The organism is Kitasatospora sp. NPDC088351 (assembly GCF_040685575.1).
In the GTDB taxonomy this organism is placed as follows: domain Bacteria; phylum Actinomycetota; class Actinomycetes; order Streptomycetales; family Streptomycetaceae; genus Kitasatospora.
On the sequence record NZ_JBFBIL010000007.1, the window covers coordinates 73,128 to 89,389 of the forward strand.

Consider the following 16,262-nt stretch of genomic DNA (forward strand, 5'->3'; position numbering starts at 1 on the left):
CGCGTGCGGCGGCCTCGGCAACCGGGTGAACTGGCCGGGTACGGCCTGTCCCGGGCCGTACCCGAGGAGCCGTACCCATGACCGACGAACTCGCCCGCCGGATCGCCGCTCTGATACCCCGGGCCAAGGCCGACCTGGCCGAGCTGGTTGCCATCCCCTCCGTCGCGGACCCCCGCCAGTACCCGCCCGAGAAGTGCCGCGAGGCCGCCGAGTGGGTCGCCGCCGCGTTCACCGAGGCCGGACTGCGCGACGTCCACCTGGAGGAGACCCCGGACGGCAGCCACGCCGTGATCGGCCACCGCCCGCCCCCGCCCGGCGCCCCGACCGTCCTGCTCTACTGCCACTACGACGTCCAGCCCCCGCTCGACGCCGCCGCCTGGACCTCCCCGCCGTTCGAACTCACCGAGCGCGACGGCCGCTGGTACGGGCGCGGCAGCGCCGACTGCAAGGGGAACATCGTCATGCACCTCACCGCGCTGCGGGCGCTCGGCGACGATCTCCCGGTGGGCGTCAAACTCGTCGCCGAGGGTTCGGAGGAACAGGGCACCGGCGGCCTGGAGGCGTATCTGCCCCCGCACGCGGGCGAGTTGCACGCCGACGCCCTGCTGGTCTGCGACACCGGCAACGCCGCCGTCGGCGTGCCCACCGCCACCACCTCGCTGCGCGGGGTCACCACCGTACTGGTCACCGTCTCGACACTCGGCGGCGACGTGCACTCCGGGATGTTCGGCGGCCCCGCCCCGGACGCGCTGGCCGCGCTGATCCGGATGCTCGACTCGCTGCGCGACGCCGACGGCGGCACCCGGGTCGACGGGCTGGACTGCCGGGGCACCTGGGCCGGCGCCGGCTACGACGAGCAGCGGTTCCGTACCGACGCGGGCGTGCTGGACGGCGTCCGGCTGACCGGCGGCGGCACGGTCGCCGACCGGCTCTGGGCCCGGCCCGCCGTCACCGTGCTCGGCATCGACTGTCCGCCGGTGGTCGGCTCGGCCGCCGCGATCCCGGCCACCGCCCGGGCCCGGGTCAGCCTGCGGGTGCCGCCCGGCACCGAGGCGCTCCCCGCCCAGGAGGCGCTCATCGCCCACCTGCGGGCCGCCGCACCCTGGGGCGTCCGGGTGGAGATCGAGCGGGAGAGCGCGGGATCGCCGTTCCGGGCCGCCACCGGCGGGCCCGCGTACGCCGCGCTCGACCGGGCCGTGCGGGAGGTCTACGGCACGGCGCTGTCCTTCCTGGGGCAGGGCGGCTCCATCCCGCTCTGTGACGTCCTCGCCCGGACCTACCCCGAGGCGGAGATCATCCTGATGGGGGTGGAGGAGCCGCGCTGCCTCATCCACGCGCCCAACGAGAGCGTCGACCCCGGCGAGATCGAGCACATGGCCCATGTGGAGGCGCTGTTCCTCCGGAACTACGCGGACTCCGCGCGACCGTGACGGCGACCGCCCGGGCCGCGCCCGGGCACCGGAACGCCCCGCACCCACCCGGCCGAACCACCGCCACCGGGCCCGTGACAAGCCGTCAGCACCGGAACCCGGCAGCACACCGTCGACACAAGGAAGGCGGGAGACACCCGTGCCACGACCGTTCACCACCGAGGACTACACCGCCCGGATGACCCGGGCCACCGCCGAGGCGGCCGCCGCCGGACTCACCGGTCTGGTCGTCGCCCCCGGCCCCGACCTGCTCTACCTCTGCGGCTACCAGCCCACCGCCAGCACCGAGCGGCTGACCGCCCTCCTCCTCACCGCCGGGCGCGAACCCGCCCTGATCGTCCCCAAGCTGGAGCGCCCCGACGCCGAGAAGGCGGCCGGCGCCCCCGCCCTGCGGCTGGTCGACTGGACCGACGGCGAGGACCCGTACACCGCCGCCGTCCCGCTGCTCGACCCCGCCGGGCGGTACGGTATCTCCGACAACGCCTGGGCCATGCACCTGCTCGGCCTCCAGGCCGCCCTGCCCGGCACCGGCTTCTCCTCCCTCACCGAGGCGCTGCCGATGCTGCGGGCGGTCAAGGACGGCGACGAGCTGGAGCGCCTGGCCGCGGCCGGCGGCGCCGCCGACGCCGCCTACCGGGGCATCCTGGAGGTGACGTTCGCCGGCCGCCGGGAGACCGACGTGGCCGCCGACCTCAGCGCGCTGCTGATCCAGTACGGGCACAGCCAGGTCGACTTCACCGTGGTCGGCTCCGGCCCCAACGGCGCCAACCCGCACCACGAGGCCGGCGAGCGGGTCATCCGGCCCGGGGACACCGTCGTCCTGGACTTCGGCGGCCTCAAGGACGGCTACGGCTCCGACACCACCAGGACCGTCCACGTCGGCACGGACGTGCCGGACGAGGTGCGGAAGGTGCACGACATCGTCCGGCTGGCACAGCAGACCGCCTTCGAGGCCGTCCGGCCCGGGGTCAGCTGCCAGGAGATCGACCGGATCGCCCGACGGGTGATCATCGAGGCCGGGTACGGCGAGTACTTCATCCACCGCACCGGCCACGGCATCGGCATCACCACGCACGAGCCGCCGTACCTGATCGAGGGCGAGGAGCGGCCGCTCGTCCCCGGCATGTGCTTCTCGATCGAGCCCGGCGTCTACCTGCCCGGCCGGTTCGGGGTGCGGATCGAGGACATCGTCACCGTCACCGAGCACGGCGGGCGGCGGTTCAACAACACGCCGCACGAGTTGGGCATCGTCTCGTAACGGGCGCGCCCGGCCGGGCCGTTCCGCTGTCTGAGTCTTTGCTGAACGACAGGCCGTATACGTAAAGAGTTCTCCAAGAATGCCTTGCTAGCTTCAATCGGTATGACCAAAATGCTCCGCCCGGCGCCGCCCCCACCCGCGCGCGCCGGGCGGCTGCGTCCGGTGACCCAGCCCCGTGCGCACACCACCGCACTGGCCCGGCTGCGGCTACTGGCGTGGCCGCTCTATTTCCTCGCCCTCTTCTGGTACCTGCGCACGTACGGCATGCCGTACGCCAATGACGTGGTCTTCTGCTGGCTGATCGGCGCACTGCTCGCGGCCGCCGTGCACAGCGGCCACGGGCGGCGCGGCTTCCTGCTGGTGCTGCGCGACTGGGTGCCCGTCATGGCCGTGGTCTGGGTGTACTCGCTGCTGCGCGGCTACGGCGCGCACACCCCGTGGGCCCCGCACTGGCGGCCGCAGTTGCGCGCCGACGAGCTGCTCGGCCTCGGGGAGACCTGGACCGTCCGGCTGCAGCACGCGCTGTACACCCCCGGCTCGCCGCACTGGTACGACTACGCGGCCGTCACCGTCTACATGTCGCACTTCTTCATGATCTTCGTGATCCTGGCGGTGCTCTGGCGGCGCCGCCACGACCGCTTCCGGCACCTGCTCACCTGCTACCTCGCGCTGACCTTCGCCGGCTTCGCGACGTACATCCTCTATCCGGCCGACCCTCCGTGGCTCACCGGGCAGGAGGGGAACATGCCGGAGCTCACCCGGGTGGTCTCCGACGTGCTGACCGAGAGCGGGCTGCCGCGCGCGGGGTCGATCTTCGAGAACGGCAGCCAGTTCGCCAACGACGTCGCCGCGATGCCCTCGCTGCACTCCGCCTACCCGGCGATGCTGCTGTTCTTCTTCTGGCCGACGGCCGCGCGGTGGCTGCGGGTGCTGCTCGTCGCGTACCCGCTCGCGATGGCGTTCACCCTGGTGTACGGGGCGGAGCACTTCATCGTCGACATCTTCGCCGGCTGGGCGTACGCGGCGGCGGTGGTGTTCGGCCTGCGGTGGCTGCGGGAACGGCGGGCCGGGGCCGGACGGCTCACCCTGGCCGCCGGAGAGGCCACCGGGTGACAGCGGCGGCCCGGTGGCGGGGGCGCCCGGGATGAACGGGGCGCCCCCGGGCCGGCCGGGCCGGGCGGGCAGACTGGACGGATGCGGAAACCCACGAAGCCGGCACAGCCCGTCGCGGAGCCGGTTCAGCCGGTTCTGCCCGTTCAGCCGGTGAAGCCCACCGCGGAGCAGTTGCTCGCCGCCCGGGACACCACCATCCCGGACGTCGCCGGGCCCGGGCTGCGGGTGCTGTTCTGCGGCATCAACCCCGGGCTCTGGTCCGGCGCCACCGGCCACCACTTCGCCCGCCCGGGCAACCGGTTCTGGCCCGCCCTGCACCGCTCCGGCTTCACCCCGCGCCAGTTCCGCCCGGACGAACAGGGCGAACTGCTCGGCCTCGGCCTCGGCATCACCAACGTCGCCCCGCGTGCCACCGCCAAGGCGGACGAGCTCACCTCCGACGAACTGCGCGCGGGCGGCGCCGCGTTGACCGACCGGGTGCTGCGGCTGCGCCCCCGCGCCCTGGCCGTCCTCGGCATCGGCGCGTACCGGACCGGCTTCGGCCGCCGCGGGGCGGCGGTCGGCCGCCAGCCGGAGGGCATCGGCGACACCGAGGTCTGGGTGCTGCCCAACCCGAGCGGCCTCAACGCCCACTACACCCTGGACACACTGGCCGAGGAGTTCCGCCGGCTGCGGGAGGCGCTGGAGCGGTGAGCGGCGCCGCGGCGAGGCACCGCATGGCGGGCGCCGGGCGGTGACAGCGGCTCAGGCGCGCAGGAACTCCAGCACCGCCAGCACCCGGCGGTGCGTCTCCTCGGCCGGTGGCAGGTCCAGCTTCATCAGGATGTTGCCGATGTGCTTGCTCACCGCGGCCTCCGACACCACCAGTTCGCGGCAGATCGCCGCGTTGGACCGGCCCTCGGCCATCAGCGCCAGCACCTCGCGTTCGCGCGGGGTCAGCCGGTCCAGTGGATCCCGCCGACGCCGCAGCAGCTGCCGCACCACCTCCGGGTCGACCACCGTGCCACCGGCCGCCACCGTGCCGACCGCGGCCACGAACTCCTCGATCTGGCCGATCCGGTCCTTCAGCAGGTAGCCCACGCCCGAACCGTCCCCGGAGTCCAGCAGCTCCGCGGCGTAGGAGCGCTGCACGTACTGGCTGAGGACCAGGACGGGCAGTCGCGGGCGTCGCTCGCGCAGGGCGACGGCGGCGCGCAGGCCCTCGTCGGTCTGGCCCGGTGGCATCCGGACATCGGTGATGACGATGTCCGGCTCGTGCTCGGCGACGGCCGTACGCAGGGCCTCGGCGTCGCCGACGGCGGCGGCCACCCGGTGGCCGAAGCGGTCCAGCAGACCGATCAGGCCCTCGCGCAGCAGGACACCGTCCTCGGCGAGGACCACGCGCAGTCCGGCCGGTCGGGGCCGGGGCCGGTCTACGGCTTGATCTGGGTACAAGGGATCTCCACACGCAACAGGGTCGGTCCGCCGGGCGGGCTGCTCACCGTCAGTGTGCCGTCCACCACCGCGACCCGGTCGGCCAGCCCGGTGAGACCGGTGCCGCCCGCCGGGTCCGCGCCACCGCGACCGTCGTCCGCCACCTCGATGGTCAACAACCCTCCGGTGTAACGCCCGTGGATCCGGGCGGCGCGCGCACCGCTGTGCTTGGCCACGTTGGCGAGCGCCTCGGAGACGGCGAAGTAACCCGCCGACTCGACCGGCGGCGGCAGCCGGCCGGGCAGGTCGAAGCCGACCTCCACCGGGACGGGTGAGCGGTCGGCGGCATCCGCGCAGGCGTCCGGCAGGCCCCGGTCGGTGAGCACCTGCGGATGGATGCCGTTGATCAACTCCCTTATCTCGGCGAGCACTTCGCCGGCCGCCAGCTGCGCCTCGGCGAGCCGGTCGGCCAGCGGTCCGCCCGGCGGCGCGTCCAGCCGGGCCAGCCCGAGGGCCATCGTCAGCGCCACCAGGCGCTGCTGGGCGCCGTCGTGCAGATCGCGTTCGATCCGGCGGCGCTCCGCCTCGAAGGCGTCCACCAACCGGGCCCGGGAGCTGACGAGTTCACCGATCCGCCGCTCCTGCCCGCCCTGGCCGAGCACCAGCCGGACGAGCGCGGCCCGGCCGACGGCCACCGCCGTCAGCGGGTAGGCCGGCAACGGGAGCAGCAGCAGGCCGACCAGTCCCAACAGGGCGGCCAGGAGCGGGGAATGGACCTGGAACAGCTTCAGCACGTTCACCTGCTCACCGTCCAGCAGCAGCAACGGCAGGGCGGCGAGCAGACAACCCGGCACCGCCAGCGCGCAGCCGGCGACGACCAGATCGACCGGCCACAGCACGAACGCGGCGAGCACCACGAAGCCCAGCTCCCGCCAGGTCGCCTGCTCGCGGTAGCGCAGCCGCAGCCACGCGGGCAGTCCGGGGCGACTCGGCACGAGATGCGGGCCGGGCACCGACGTGCTGTCCAGCAGCCTCAACAGCCGCCGCTCCCACGCCGCGTACGGCACCCCGACCAGCGCCAGCGCCGCCAGCAGCGGCAGCCCGATCAGCAGCACCGCCAGCAGCCCGGCAGCGGTCGCCGCCACCAGCAGCCCGGCGCAGAGCAGCAGCCCGGCCGTCCCGCTCGCCAGCAGGTAGGCCGCCGCCCACCAGGGATTCACCGCCGCCATGAACTCCGGCCGGGGCAGCGCTCCCCACGCCCCGGGCCCACGACCACCGCCGTCCATCGCCCCGCCTTCCGCCCCCTGTGTCCGCGCCGGCGCCCGCTCCCGTGCGGGTGCGGGTGCCCGTGCCGGTTCGGGTCCGGCTCCGGCCCGCCGCCTCGTTCGGGCCGACGCCCACCCTAGGCACCCGCCGGGACCGCGTCGGTAGGGCCCGCCCCACCCCACGGAGTAGACCCTGGCCCGCTGACCGGCCGTGCCCGCCGACGGTTGGCTGGCGGCATGGGAATGGTACGGATCGCGATCACCTCGCTGAAGACCCGCTGGACGTCACTCGTCGGAGCGTTCGTGGCCCTCGCGCTCGGGGTCGCGATGACGGCGGTGATGCTGCTGGGGCTCGCCACCGCCGTCGGCGCACCCGGCGGGGAGGCGCTGGTCTCGCTGGTGGCGGCGCTCGGCACGGCGGGCGGGGTGAGTGCCTTCGTCTCGGCGTTCGTCGTCGCGTCCACCTTCTCCTACGCCGTCGCCCAACGCCGCCGCGAGTTCGGCCTGCTCCGGCTGGCCGGCGCGACCCGGGCGCAGGTCCGGCGGAGCGTTCTCACCGAAGCGCTCCTCCTCGGCGCGGCCGCCTCCGCCGCAGGCTGCGCGCTCGGACGGCTCGCCGCGCCGGGCCTGGTGCGATGGCTGGTGAAGGCCCGCATGGCGCCGCCCGGCTTCGTGCCGGGCCAGCAGGCCTGGCCGCTGCACGCCGCGTTCTGGTCCGGTCTGCTCGTCACCCTGTCCGGGGTGGCGGTGGCGGCCCGCCGCGCCGGCCGGGCCGGCCCCCTGGACGCCCTGCGGGTGGCCGACCTCGACACCGGCGTGATGACCGCGGGCCGGTGGCTCTGGGGCCTCGGGCTGCTGCTGACCGCCGCCGTGCTGACCGGAACGGCGCTCGTCACCGACCCCGCCGACCTCCTGCACCGCAAGACCTACACCACCCAGCCGATGCTGCTGATCAGCGCCTGCGGGCTGCTCGCCCCGGTCCTCGCCCGCCCGGTGATCCGCGCCCTCACCTGGCTCCCGGCCCGGCTGACCCGGTACACCGGCCGGCTGATCCGGGAGAACGCCACGGCGGCCCTGCGCCGCAGCGGGGCGATCGCCGCGCCGGTGCTGATCGCGGTGGCCCTGACCGGTTCGCTGGCCGGGGCGCTGGACACGGTGAGCGCCGCCCGGACGGCCGAGGCCGACGCGCGGACCGCCGCCGATCTCGTGGTCGTCCCCGGCACGACGGCGACCCCGGCCCCGACCCTGGCTGCGCTCACCGAGGCGCTGCGCGCCGTCCCCGACGTCACCGTCTCCCCGTCGGGGCCCACCACGCTCGCCCTGGTCGAGCCGGACGGCATCGCCGTCGGGTCCGAGGCCCGGACGGCCGATCCGGCCGGGCTGGCGGCGGTCGCACGGCTGCCCGTGACGGCCGGCTCGGTGACCGCCCTGGACGACGACGGCATCGTGCTGCCCGCCGGGTGGGGGCGGACGACGGTCGGCGAGCCGGTGCCGGTGATCCGGGCGGACGGCAGCCGGACGACGCTGCGGGTGGCCGCCGTCCTGCGCGACGGCCTCGGCGACAACGGCCTCTATGTGACCGCCCGCAACGCCCCGGGCGCACGGGTCGACCGGATCGAGGTCCGGTTCGCCCCCGGCACCGACCGGGCCGCCGCCACCACGCGGGTACGGGCCGCCGCCGGGCCATCCGGCGCGACGGTCCGCACCCGGGACGACTGGCTCACCGCCACCGCACCCGCCACCGGCCGGATCGCCTGGCTGCGCACCGTCCTGGTCCTCGGCCTCGCCCTGGTGTACACCGGCCTCGCGCTCGCCAACACCGTCGTCATGGCCACCGCCGACCGGCGCCGGGAGCTCGCCCTGTGGCGGCTGGCGGGCGCCACCCGGGCCCAGGTGGTGCGGCTGGCGACGGCCGAGTCGGCGCTGGTGGCGGCGGTCGGCGCGGTGCTGGGCTGCGCGGTGGCCGCCGTCCAGCTGGCCGCCATGCGAACCGGGTTGGCGCTGCTCGGGGTGCCGGCGCCGTGGGTGGTGCCGTGGCGGCCGGTCGGGCTGGTGGCCGGGGTGTGCCTCCTGGTCGCGGTGCCCTGCGCCGCGTCGGCGGCCGCCTGGGCGCTACGCCACCGACCGGTCTCGGCGGTCGTGCGCTGACGAAGACGACGGGCGGGCGGGTGTCGGGCAAGCGGGCGTCGGGCGAGCGGGCATCGGCGGGCGGCTCGGCTGCCTGACGGCCCTCATGTGTCAGACCCGCTCCAACCCCTCCGGCAGGGCGAGCGCCCGCAGTTCGCGGATCAGCGCCCGGACGGGCGCCGTACCGACCAGTTCGGGCGTGGTGACGTACCCGACGAACCGGGTCGGCGGCCGCGGACCGAGGCCGGTGACGGCCAGGCCGTCCGGGGCGCCGAGCAGGGCCGTCCGGGGCATGATCGCCATGCCGAGGCCCTGGGAGACCAGCGAGACGGCGACCGAGTCGTCCTCGACGTCGATGGTCGCGGGCGGGATCCAGCCCTGTCGGTCCCACCAGTCGCGGGTGTAGGAGCCGCAGTTCTCGTCCCAGTCGACCAGCGGCAGCCCGCGCGGCGCCGGATGGCCCTGCGGGTGCACCAGCGCGTACGACTCCTCGAAGAGCCGCACCGCCAGCAGACCGGGGACGGGCGGCGGGGCGGAGTCGTCGAGTGTGGCGAGCCCGAGGTCGGCGCGGCCGTCGGCGACCTCGCCGGCCGCGCCGCGGCCGAGCTCGCGGACGATCCGGACCTGCGGCGTCAGCCCGGGGTGGCGGGCGGTGAGCCGGGCCAGGACGGGCGGCAGCAGGTGGGCCGCGACGCTGCGGAAGGCCACGATCCGCAGCGGCCCGGTCACCTCCCCGGCCGCGTCCCCGGCCCCGGCGCCGCGCACCTCCGGTCCCATCACCTCCAGCAGCCGCAGGATCCGGCGGGCGTACGTGACGGCCCGCGCGCCGGCGTCCGTGGCGCGGGCGCCGTGGCGTCCGCGGTCGAAGAGCACCGCACCGAGCTTCCGTTCGCAGGAGCGCACGGCGTGCGAGACGGCGGACTGGGTCATCCCCAGGCGCGCGGCCGCCGCCGTGAAGCCCTGTTCCCGCTCGACGGCGACCAGGATGCGCAGTTCGTGCGGGGCGAGATCGCTCATGCGCCGAATCTACCGGCATCCATCAATGCTGCTCATGGAACCCGGCCTTCCATCGACGCCGGCCCCTGCCCGGGACCCGGCCGCCTTCCTACGGTGATCACGTCCGCCGCGCCCGCCACCACCCCCGGAGCACCCGATGTCCCGCCCCATCGCCCGCGTCGTCCACCAGGTCGCCCGCCCGTCGGGCCCGCCCACCGCCGACGACTTCGCCTTCCTCGACGAGACCGTCCCCGCGCTCACCGCGGGCGAGGCGCTCGTCGAGAACATCCACCAGTCCGTCGACCCGTACATGCGCGAGGAGATGGAGGAGGGCGGCTGGGAGCTCAACGCCCCGCTGGAGGGCCGCACCCTCGGCCGGGTGGTCGAGTCCCGCACCCCCGCCCTGCCGGTCGGCGAACTGGTGTTCCACCGCAGGGCCTGGCGCACCCACTCGGTGGTCACCGCGGCCGAGGCCACCCCGCTGCCCGCCTTCGAGGGCGTCCCGCTCACCGCCCACCTCGGCGCCCTCGGCGGCACCGGGCTGTCCGCCTGGGTCGGCCTGACCAGGGTCGCCCGGCTCCAGCCCGGCGAGACGATCTTCATCTCGGCGGCCGCCGGCGGCGTCGGCACCGCCGCCGGCCGGCTCGCCCGCCTGCTCGGCGCCGGCCGGATCATCGGCAGCACCGGCTCCGCCGCCAAGGCCCGGCACCTCACCGAACACCTCGGCTTCGACGCCGCGTTCGACTACCACGACGCCCCGATCGCCGACCGGCTCCGCGAGGCGGCCCCCGACGGCCTCGACGTCTACCTGGACAACGTCGGCGGCGACCACCTCGAAGGCGCGATCACCGCGCTGCGCGAGCACGGCCGGATCGCCTGGTGCGGTGCCGTCGCCCAGTACAACCACCTACGGCAGCCGCCGGCCGCGCCCCGCAACCTCTTCGACGTGGTCGGCAAGAGCCTGCGGCTGGAGGGCTTCCTGGTCCGCAACCACCTGGACGCCAGGCCGGAGCTGTACGACTTCCTCGTCCCGCATCTGCGCTCCGGCGCCGTCGTGCCGGACGAGACCGTCGTACGGGGCTTCGAGCACGTGGTGGACGCCTTCCTCGGCATGCTCCGGGGCGCCAACACCGGCAAGATGATCGTCCAGATCGCCAAGGCGCCCTGACCTGACCTGACCGAGCCGGGCAGGTCAGGTCAGGACACGGCCCCGGCGGTCACCCGTCCGGCAGCAGGGCCAGGTCCAGCCGGGCGATCCGCTCCGGATCCGCGATCACCTCGTACGCCGCGACCCGCCCCCGCTCCACCGTCACCAGCAGGACCAGCCGTAGCCGCCCGCCCGGCGCGACCACCACCCCCACGTCCCCGTTCACCAGGGCGGGCGCCGCGAACCGCGCCCGCCGCCCGAACACCAGCGTCTCCCCCGCGACGACCAGGGCGCCACGCGCCACCGCCGCCCGCCCGGCGGGCAGCGCGGCCGGATCGGCCCGGCGGACCACGTCCGGCGCCAGCACCGCGAGCAGCGCGTCGAGGTCGCCGCCGCGCGAGGCGGCCAGGAAGGCCTCCACCACCTCGCGGTGCCCGGCCAGTTCCGCCGCCGGCACCGCGGCCGGGCCCCGCACCCGCTGCCGGGCCCGGCTGGCGAGCTTCTTGGCGGCCACCGTGGTGCGCCCGACGATGGGCGCGATCTGTTCGAAGGGCACCGCGAAGCCGTCGTGCAGCACGAAGGCGACGCGCTCCGCGGGCCCGAGCCGGTCCAGCACCACGAGCAGGGCCCGGCCGACCTCCTCGGCCAGCAGCGCCGCCTCCTCGGGACCACCGTCCTCGCCGGCCCCGTCCGGCAGCCGCTCCCCCGCCGGCTCCTCCCGCCGTACCGCCCGTGCCCGCAGCAGGTCGAGGCAGATCCGGGAGACGACGGTGGTCAGCCAGCCGGGCAGGTTCTCGACCGCCGCCGCGTCCGCCCGGCCGAGCCGCAGCCAGGCCTCCTGCACGGCGTCCTCCGCCTCCGCCGCCGAGCCCAGCATCCGGTGCGCGACGGCCCGCAGCCGGCCGCGCTCGCCCTCGAACCGCGCCGCCAGTTCCTCGCACCCGTCCGCCGGTTCCTCGCGTCCGTCCATCGGTCACCTTTCCTCGGGCCACCCCGTCACGGAGATGACGATCCACCCACCACCGAGGTGACGAGGAGAGACCCCGATGACCACCACCACCCTGCTGCACCTGGATTCAAGCGCAGACCTCCCGGGCGAATCGGTCAGCCGTGACCTGACCGCCCGCTTCGCGCACGCCTGGCGGGCCCGGCACGGCGCGTCCGGCTACCGCTACCGGGACCTCGCCGCCGACCAGGTGCCCCTCCTGGGCCCCGCCTACGCCCCCCTCGGCCGCCGGGCCGAGCGCCGCGGCGTGCTGTCGCCCGCCGAGGTGTCCGCGCTGGCCGAGGGCCCGGACGAGCGGCGCGAATGGGCCCTCACCCAGCCGCTGATCGCCGAACTGCTGGCAGCGGACACCGTGCTGCTGGGCGTGCCGATGTACAACTTCACCGTTCCCGCCGCGCTGAAGGCCTGGATCGACCGGGTCAGCTTCCCCGGCGCGTACACCGATCCCGCCACCGGCCGGAGCCTCCTGGACGGTACCCGCGTCGTGGTGGTCACCGCCTGCGGCGGCGGCTACGGCCCGGGCACCCCGCGCGAGGCCTTCGACTTCCAGACCCCCTACCTGCGCGCCTACTTCACCAATCTCGGCGTCCCCGACAGCGCACTGCACTTCGTCCACGCCGAACTCACCCGGGCCGACGACATCCCCGCCCTGGCCGGCCTCCAGCCGCTCGCCGCCGCCTCCCTGGCCGCCGCCCGCTCCGCCGTGGCGGACCTGGCGGCCGCCTCCCTGACCGGCTGACCGGCCCGCTGACCGACCGCCCCGGCCGTGGCGGTCGGTCGGGCCGCGCCCGGGCCGACCCTCAGGCCGACGGCAGCCGCAGCGCGAGGAGGGCCGTGTCGTCGGTGCTGCCGGACGGCACGCTCCGGAGGATCCCGTCGCAGAACTTCCCCAGCGGACGCCCCGCCAGGCCCGCGCCGAGCTCTCGGAGCCGTTCCAGACCGGCCCCGAGATCGGCGCCCGGCACCTCGACCAGGCCGTCGGTGAAGAGCAGCAGCGTCGAGCCGGGCGGCAGCCGCTCGACCCCGTCCCGGCGCCCGGAGTCACCTCCCGCCCCGAGGAGCAGGCCCTGTCCCGCCTCCAGGTAGCGCGCGCCGTCACCGGGCGCCCCGCCACCGGCCGGGCCGGCCGCCGCTACCAGCAGCGGCGGCGGATGTCCCGCGCTGGTCCAGCGCAGCAGCCAGGGCCCGCCCGCCGGGCCCTCGACATACGCGAGGACCATGGTGGCCATCGGGACGTCCGTGAGACCGGCCATGGCGTCGTCGAGCCGCGCGACCACGGCGGCGGGCGGCTCGCCCCGGTCCCAGGCCAGCGCCCGGAGGATGTTCCGCAACTGCGCCATGCGGGCGGCGGCCTGCAGATCGTGGCCGATGACATCGCCGATCACCAGCGCGGTCGTCCCGTCCTTCAGCAGGAAGGCGTCGTACCAGTCGCCGCCGACCCGCGACCCCGCCGGAGCGGGCTGGTACCGGGCGGCCAGCCGCAGGTCCCGGCCCTGCGGCAGGTCGGTGAGCAGGTGGTGCTGCATGGCCGTGGCGATGTCGCGCTGCTCCCCGAACAGCCGGGCGTTGTCGATCGCCACGCCCGCCCGGTGGCCGATGTCGGCGAGCAGGGCGAGCTCGCGGGCGGTGAACGGCCGGTCGCGAACGGTCCGGACCGCCGTCATCGCGCCGGTGATCTCACGGGCGCTGGTCAACGGGACGACGGCCGCCGAGGTCGCCCCGAGCGCGCGCAGGAAGCCGGCCTGTACGGCGGCGAGCGGGTCGTCCGGCAGCCGGGCCATCTCCCGGGCGTCGATCACCACGGGCTCCGCACCGTGCAGGACGCGGGCCAGCGCCGACCGGAACTCCGAGGTGGGCGGGGGGAGCGGTCCCCGCCACGCCTCCAGCGCGGTGGCCCGGCCCTTCGGTCCCAGCACGGCGACCCGGCGGACGTCGCCCTCGGCGGTCCGCAGGTCGACGGCCACCCAGTCGGCCAGCTGGGGCACGAGCAGCGGGCCCAGCCGGTCCAGCGCCTCCTCGATGTCGAGCGTCTCCGACAGCACCTCGGTGACCTCGCCGACCAGGGTCAGCCGCTCGGCCAGGTCCTCCAGCAGGTCCACCCGGCCCGCCTCCCGCCCGACCGGCGCGCTGCTTCCGGCGATATCGGCGAACAGCACGGCCAGCCCCAGAACGCGCCCGTCCCGGGCCACCGGCGCCGCCGACCACCGCACCGGCAGTACCTTCCCGTCCCCGGTCAGAAAGGTGTCGCTCTCCCCCCACGCCGGCCGGCCGTGCTCGGCGACCGCCAGCAGGACGCACAGCTCGCGCGGGATCTCCGTGCCGCCCGGCCCCCGGTGCAGCAGCTCGTGGGCGTCCTCCCCGGCCATCGCCGCCGCCCGGCGGCCCAGCAGCTCCTCGGCCCTCGGGTTGGCGGCCAGGATCCGCCCGCCAGGGTCCAGCACGAGCAGGCCGGCCGAGAGCCCGGTGAACACCGAGCCCAGCAGCCGGGGGTCCACCCCCGGCGTGCCGCCACTCCTCTCGGAACCGCCCGCCATCACGCCACCTCCGGCTCCGGCTACAGCTGCTGCTCCGGGCTGGAGGTGGCGGCCGCTCCCCGGCCGCCGGTCACCAGGGCGTACGCGTGCGCCAGCTCGACCAGGGCACGATGGTGCTGCCCCGGGTACCCGCCCAGCGCGTGGACCTCGTCGGTGATCGCCCGCAGCAGCTCGACCCGCGCTTCGGCCTCGGCCGACCGCTCCGCGTCCGGCGGCTCGTTCGGCTCCATCGCATCTCCTCACGCCACCGCCCGGCGCCCGGACGTCGAACCCCCCGTGCCCTCCATGCTGCGGCCCCCGGCGCCACCCCGCACCCCCGGCCGGACGGCCGGCCGGGTTCAGCGCCCGCCGAACCGCTCGTCCGTGGCGACGACCTCGCGGCCCAGCGGCATCAGCGAGATCGGGATCATCTTCAGGTTGGCCCAGCCGAACGGGATCCCGATGACCGACAGGAACAGCGGGATGCTGGTGATCAGGTGCCCGATCGCCAGCCACCACCCGGCGAACACCAGCCAGATGACGTTCCCGACGCAGGACGGCGCGCCCGCGCCCGGCTTCTCCACGGTGGTGCGGCCGAACGGCCAGATCACATAGCCGGCGATGCGGAACGACGCGATGCCGAACGGAATGGTGATGATCAGGACGCAGCAGATGATGCCGGCGACGACATAGCCGATGGCCATCCAGATGCCGCAGAAGATCAGCCAGAGCACGTTCAGGACGAAATCGATCACCTTCATACTGCCCAGCCTCCCACGGACGGTCTCCCCCGGGTGGCCTATACCCGTTCCGGTGGGTCCCCACCGGCTCCGGAACGCCGCGACGGCCCGCCGGGGGCAGACCGGCGGGCCGTCGTGGAGGGCGTGGGCGGGGGTCAGACCGCGAGGACCCGCAGGGCGGGGTGGTCGACCGTGTTCAGGTAGAGCTTCTCCTTGGTGTGCTCCTGCTCCAGCTCGACGACCAGCCGGTACCGGTAGAGGCCCGGCTTGGCGGTGCTGAGCACGGTGCCCGCCCAGTAGTAGTAGACGGGGGTGAACTTGTCGCGCATGCGGTCGGGCATGCCGTAGATCTTCAGCTCGGTGAAGATCTTCCGCTCCGCGACGTCCTCCTCGTCACCGGCCTCGGTGTCCAGGAAGACGATGTTGTTGATCTTCGGCATGGGCGGCCAGGTGCCGTCCAGCCGCTTCTCCATGTCGATCGGGCGGATGATCCAGTTCAGGACCTGGCCCTGCTTGCAGACCGTCTCCAGGTGCGACGTGCCCTGGCCGGAGCCGCCGACGCTGTTGTCCATCATGTACATCGCGTCGGCGAGCGAGCCGGCGGCGGCCGCCCGCTCCATGTTGACCAGGGTGACGACGTTGAGCTGGACCGAGTTCAGCTGGCCCGGATTCTGCTTCTCCTCAACGCTGTTGAGCTTCGCGCTCGTCAACGTTCCTCCTTCGGTGTGGAGTTGGGTGCGAAAGTGGTCTAGCCGACCAGGGCCGGCGACAGCGCGGCGGTGATCGGCGCGTCCCGGGTGCCCAGCTTGAACTTCAGCCGGTACGGGACCACGCCGCCGGCGTCCTTCTTCACCGTCGCGGTCCAGTAGGCGACGTCGGTGCCGGGGTACACCTTGCGCTCCGGCTCGCAGATGTCCGGGTCGATCACGATGTCGTCGATGGCGACGAACGCCTCGCACTCCAGCGCCAGGACGTTCCAGAGCAGCTGGTCGCCGGCCTTGACCTTGGTACGCAGCTCCTCGGTGCCGAACCCGGTCGAGCCGCCGGCCTTGTTGGTGTCGTACAGGTAGAGATGGCCGCTGGTGCTGCGGGACGCCAGGGCGCCCACGCAGTCCACGACGGCGGTGATCGAGATCGGCCGCTGCGAACCGGCCTTGCGCGGGGCCTGCTTGGCCTTGCCGCCGCCGGTGCTGCTACCGCTGTTGCTCGCGGGGGTGGTCATCTGCTCTCCTCCTCGTTCGTCGACGGTGGCGG

Annotated in this window: 16 protein-coding genes; 7 read left to right on the top strand and 9 right to left on the bottom strand. The window is 74.9% G+C overall.

What is annotated here, in order from left to right; genetic code table 11:
• Positions 1–77: 77 nt before the first annotated feature.
• The 4 genes from AB0P06_RS07770 to mug all read left to right on the top strand — a co-directional run bounded on the left by AB0P06_RS07770 (position 78) and on the right by mug (position 4,494).
• Positions 78–1,430, top strand: coding sequence for a dipeptidase (locus AB0P06_RS07770; RefSeq protein ID WP_363605884.1), 1,353 nt, complete (start codon positions 78–80; stop codon positions 1,428–1,430).
• A 178-nt stretch (positions 1,431–1,608) separates the two neighbouring features.
• Complete coding sequence (locus tag AB0P06_RS07775; RefSeq protein ID WP_363606051.1) at positions 1,609–2,688, top strand: aminopeptidase P family protein; 1,080 nt, start codon at positions 1,609–1,611, stop codon at positions 2,686–2,688.
• Positions 2,689–2,790: 102 nt separating this feature from the next.
• Positions 2,791–3,801: a phosphatase PAP2 family protein gene (locus tag AB0P06_RS07780; RefSeq protein ID WP_363605886.1), complete on the top strand. Its 1,011-nt coding sequence runs from the start codon at positions 2,791–2,793 to the stop codon at positions 3,799–3,801.
• 81 nt (positions 3,802–3,882) lie between these two features.
• A complete protein-coding gene (gene mug / locus AB0P06_RS07785) occupies positions 3,883–4,494 on the top strand; it encodes a G/U mismatch-specific DNA glycosylase (protein WP_363605887.1) in 612 nt (203 codons plus the stop codon).
• A gap of 51 nt (positions 4,495–4,545) precedes the next feature.
• On the opposite strand, the gene AB0P06_RS07790 is transcribed toward mug, so the two are convergent.
• Positions 4,546–5,235 carry a response regulator transcription factor gene (locus tag AB0P06_RS07790; RefSeq protein WP_363605889.1) on the bottom strand — a complete coding sequence of 230 codons (690 nt, stop codon included), beginning with the start codon at positions 5,233–5,235 and terminating at the stop codon, positions 4,546–4,548.
• Entirely contained in the window at positions 5,214–6,443 is a 1,230-nt protein-coding gene (locus AB0P06_RS07795; RefSeq protein ID WP_363605891.1) for a sensor domain-containing protein, read from the bottom strand. The genes AB0P06_RS07790 and AB0P06_RS07795 overlap by 22 nt, the downstream gene beginning before the upstream one ends.
• 273 nt (positions 6,444–6,716) lie before the next feature.
• On the opposite strand from AB0P06_RS07795, the gene AB0P06_RS07800 reads away from it, so the two are divergent.
• Positions 6,717–8,627, top strand: a complete 1,911-nt coding sequence (locus AB0P06_RS07800) for an FtsX-like permease family protein (protein WP_363605893.1) — start codon at positions 6,717–6,719, stop codon at positions 8,625–8,627.
• Between the two features lie 90 nt (positions 8,628–8,717).
• On the opposite strand, the gene AB0P06_RS07805 is transcribed toward AB0P06_RS07800, so the two are convergent.
• A complete protein-coding gene (locus AB0P06_RS07805) occupies positions 8,718–9,623 on the bottom strand; it encodes a LysR family transcriptional regulator (RefSeq protein ID WP_363605894.1) in 906 nt (301 codons plus the stop codon).
• A 136-nt stretch (positions 9,624–9,759) separates the two neighbouring features.
• On the opposite strand from AB0P06_RS07805, the gene AB0P06_RS07810 reads away from it, so the two are divergent.
• On the top strand, positions 9,760–10,770 hold the full coding sequence (locus AB0P06_RS07810) for an NADP-dependent oxidoreductase (RefSeq protein WP_363605896.1): 1,011 nt from the start codon (positions 9,760–9,762) through the stop codon (positions 10,768–10,770).
• A gap of 49 nt (positions 10,771–10,819) precedes the next feature.
• On the opposite strand, the gene AB0P06_RS07815 is transcribed toward AB0P06_RS07810, so the two are convergent.
• Positions 10,820–11,719, bottom strand: a complete 900-nt coding sequence (locus AB0P06_RS07815; RefSeq protein ID WP_363605897.1) for a sigma-70 family RNA polymerase sigma factor — start codon at positions 11,717–11,719, stop codon at positions 10,820–10,822.
• Between the two features lie 76 nt (positions 11,720–11,795).
• Between AB0P06_RS07815 and AB0P06_RS07820 the strand changes: the two genes are divergently transcribed.
• The gene (locus AB0P06_RS07820; RefSeq protein WP_363605899.1) at positions 11,796–12,494 is read left to right on the top strand and encodes an NAD(P)H-dependent oxidoreductase; all 699 of its coding nucleotides are present in this window, start codon (positions 11,796–11,798) and stop codon (positions 12,492–12,494) included.
• Positions 12,495–12,555: 61 nt separating this feature from the next.
• On the opposite strand, the gene AB0P06_RS07825 is transcribed toward AB0P06_RS07820, so the two are convergent.
• From AB0P06_RS07825 to AB0P06_RS07845, 5 genes are all read right to left on the bottom strand, one after another.
• Positions 12,556–14,289 (bottom strand): SpoIIE family protein phosphatase, encoded by a 1,734-nt coding sequence (locus tag AB0P06_RS07825; protein WP_363605901.1) that lies wholly within the window; start codon positions 14,287–14,289, stop codon positions 12,556–12,558.
• A gap of 20 nt (positions 14,290–14,309) precedes the next feature.
• The gene (locus AB0P06_RS07830; RefSeq protein WP_363605902.1) at positions 14,310–14,519 is read right to left on the bottom strand and encodes a hypothetical protein; all 210 of its coding nucleotides are present in this window, start codon (positions 14,517–14,519) and stop codon (positions 14,310–14,312) included.
• A 108-nt stretch (positions 14,520–14,627) separates the two neighbouring features.
• Positions 14,628–15,029: a YccF domain-containing protein gene (locus AB0P06_RS07835; RefSeq protein ID WP_363605904.1), complete on the bottom strand. Its 402-nt coding sequence runs from the start codon at positions 15,027–15,029 to the stop codon at positions 14,628–14,630.
• 134 nt (positions 15,030–15,163) lie between these two features.
• Positions 15,164–15,718, bottom strand: coding sequence for a hypothetical protein (locus AB0P06_RS07840; protein WP_363605905.1), 555 nt, complete (start codon positions 15,716–15,718; stop codon positions 15,164–15,166).
• 38 nt (positions 15,719–15,756) lie between these two features.
• A complete protein-coding gene (locus AB0P06_RS07845) occupies positions 15,757–16,230 on the bottom strand; it encodes a hypothetical protein (protein WP_363605907.1) in 474 nt (157 codons plus the stop codon).
• Positions 16,231–16,262 lie beyond the last annotated feature (32 nt).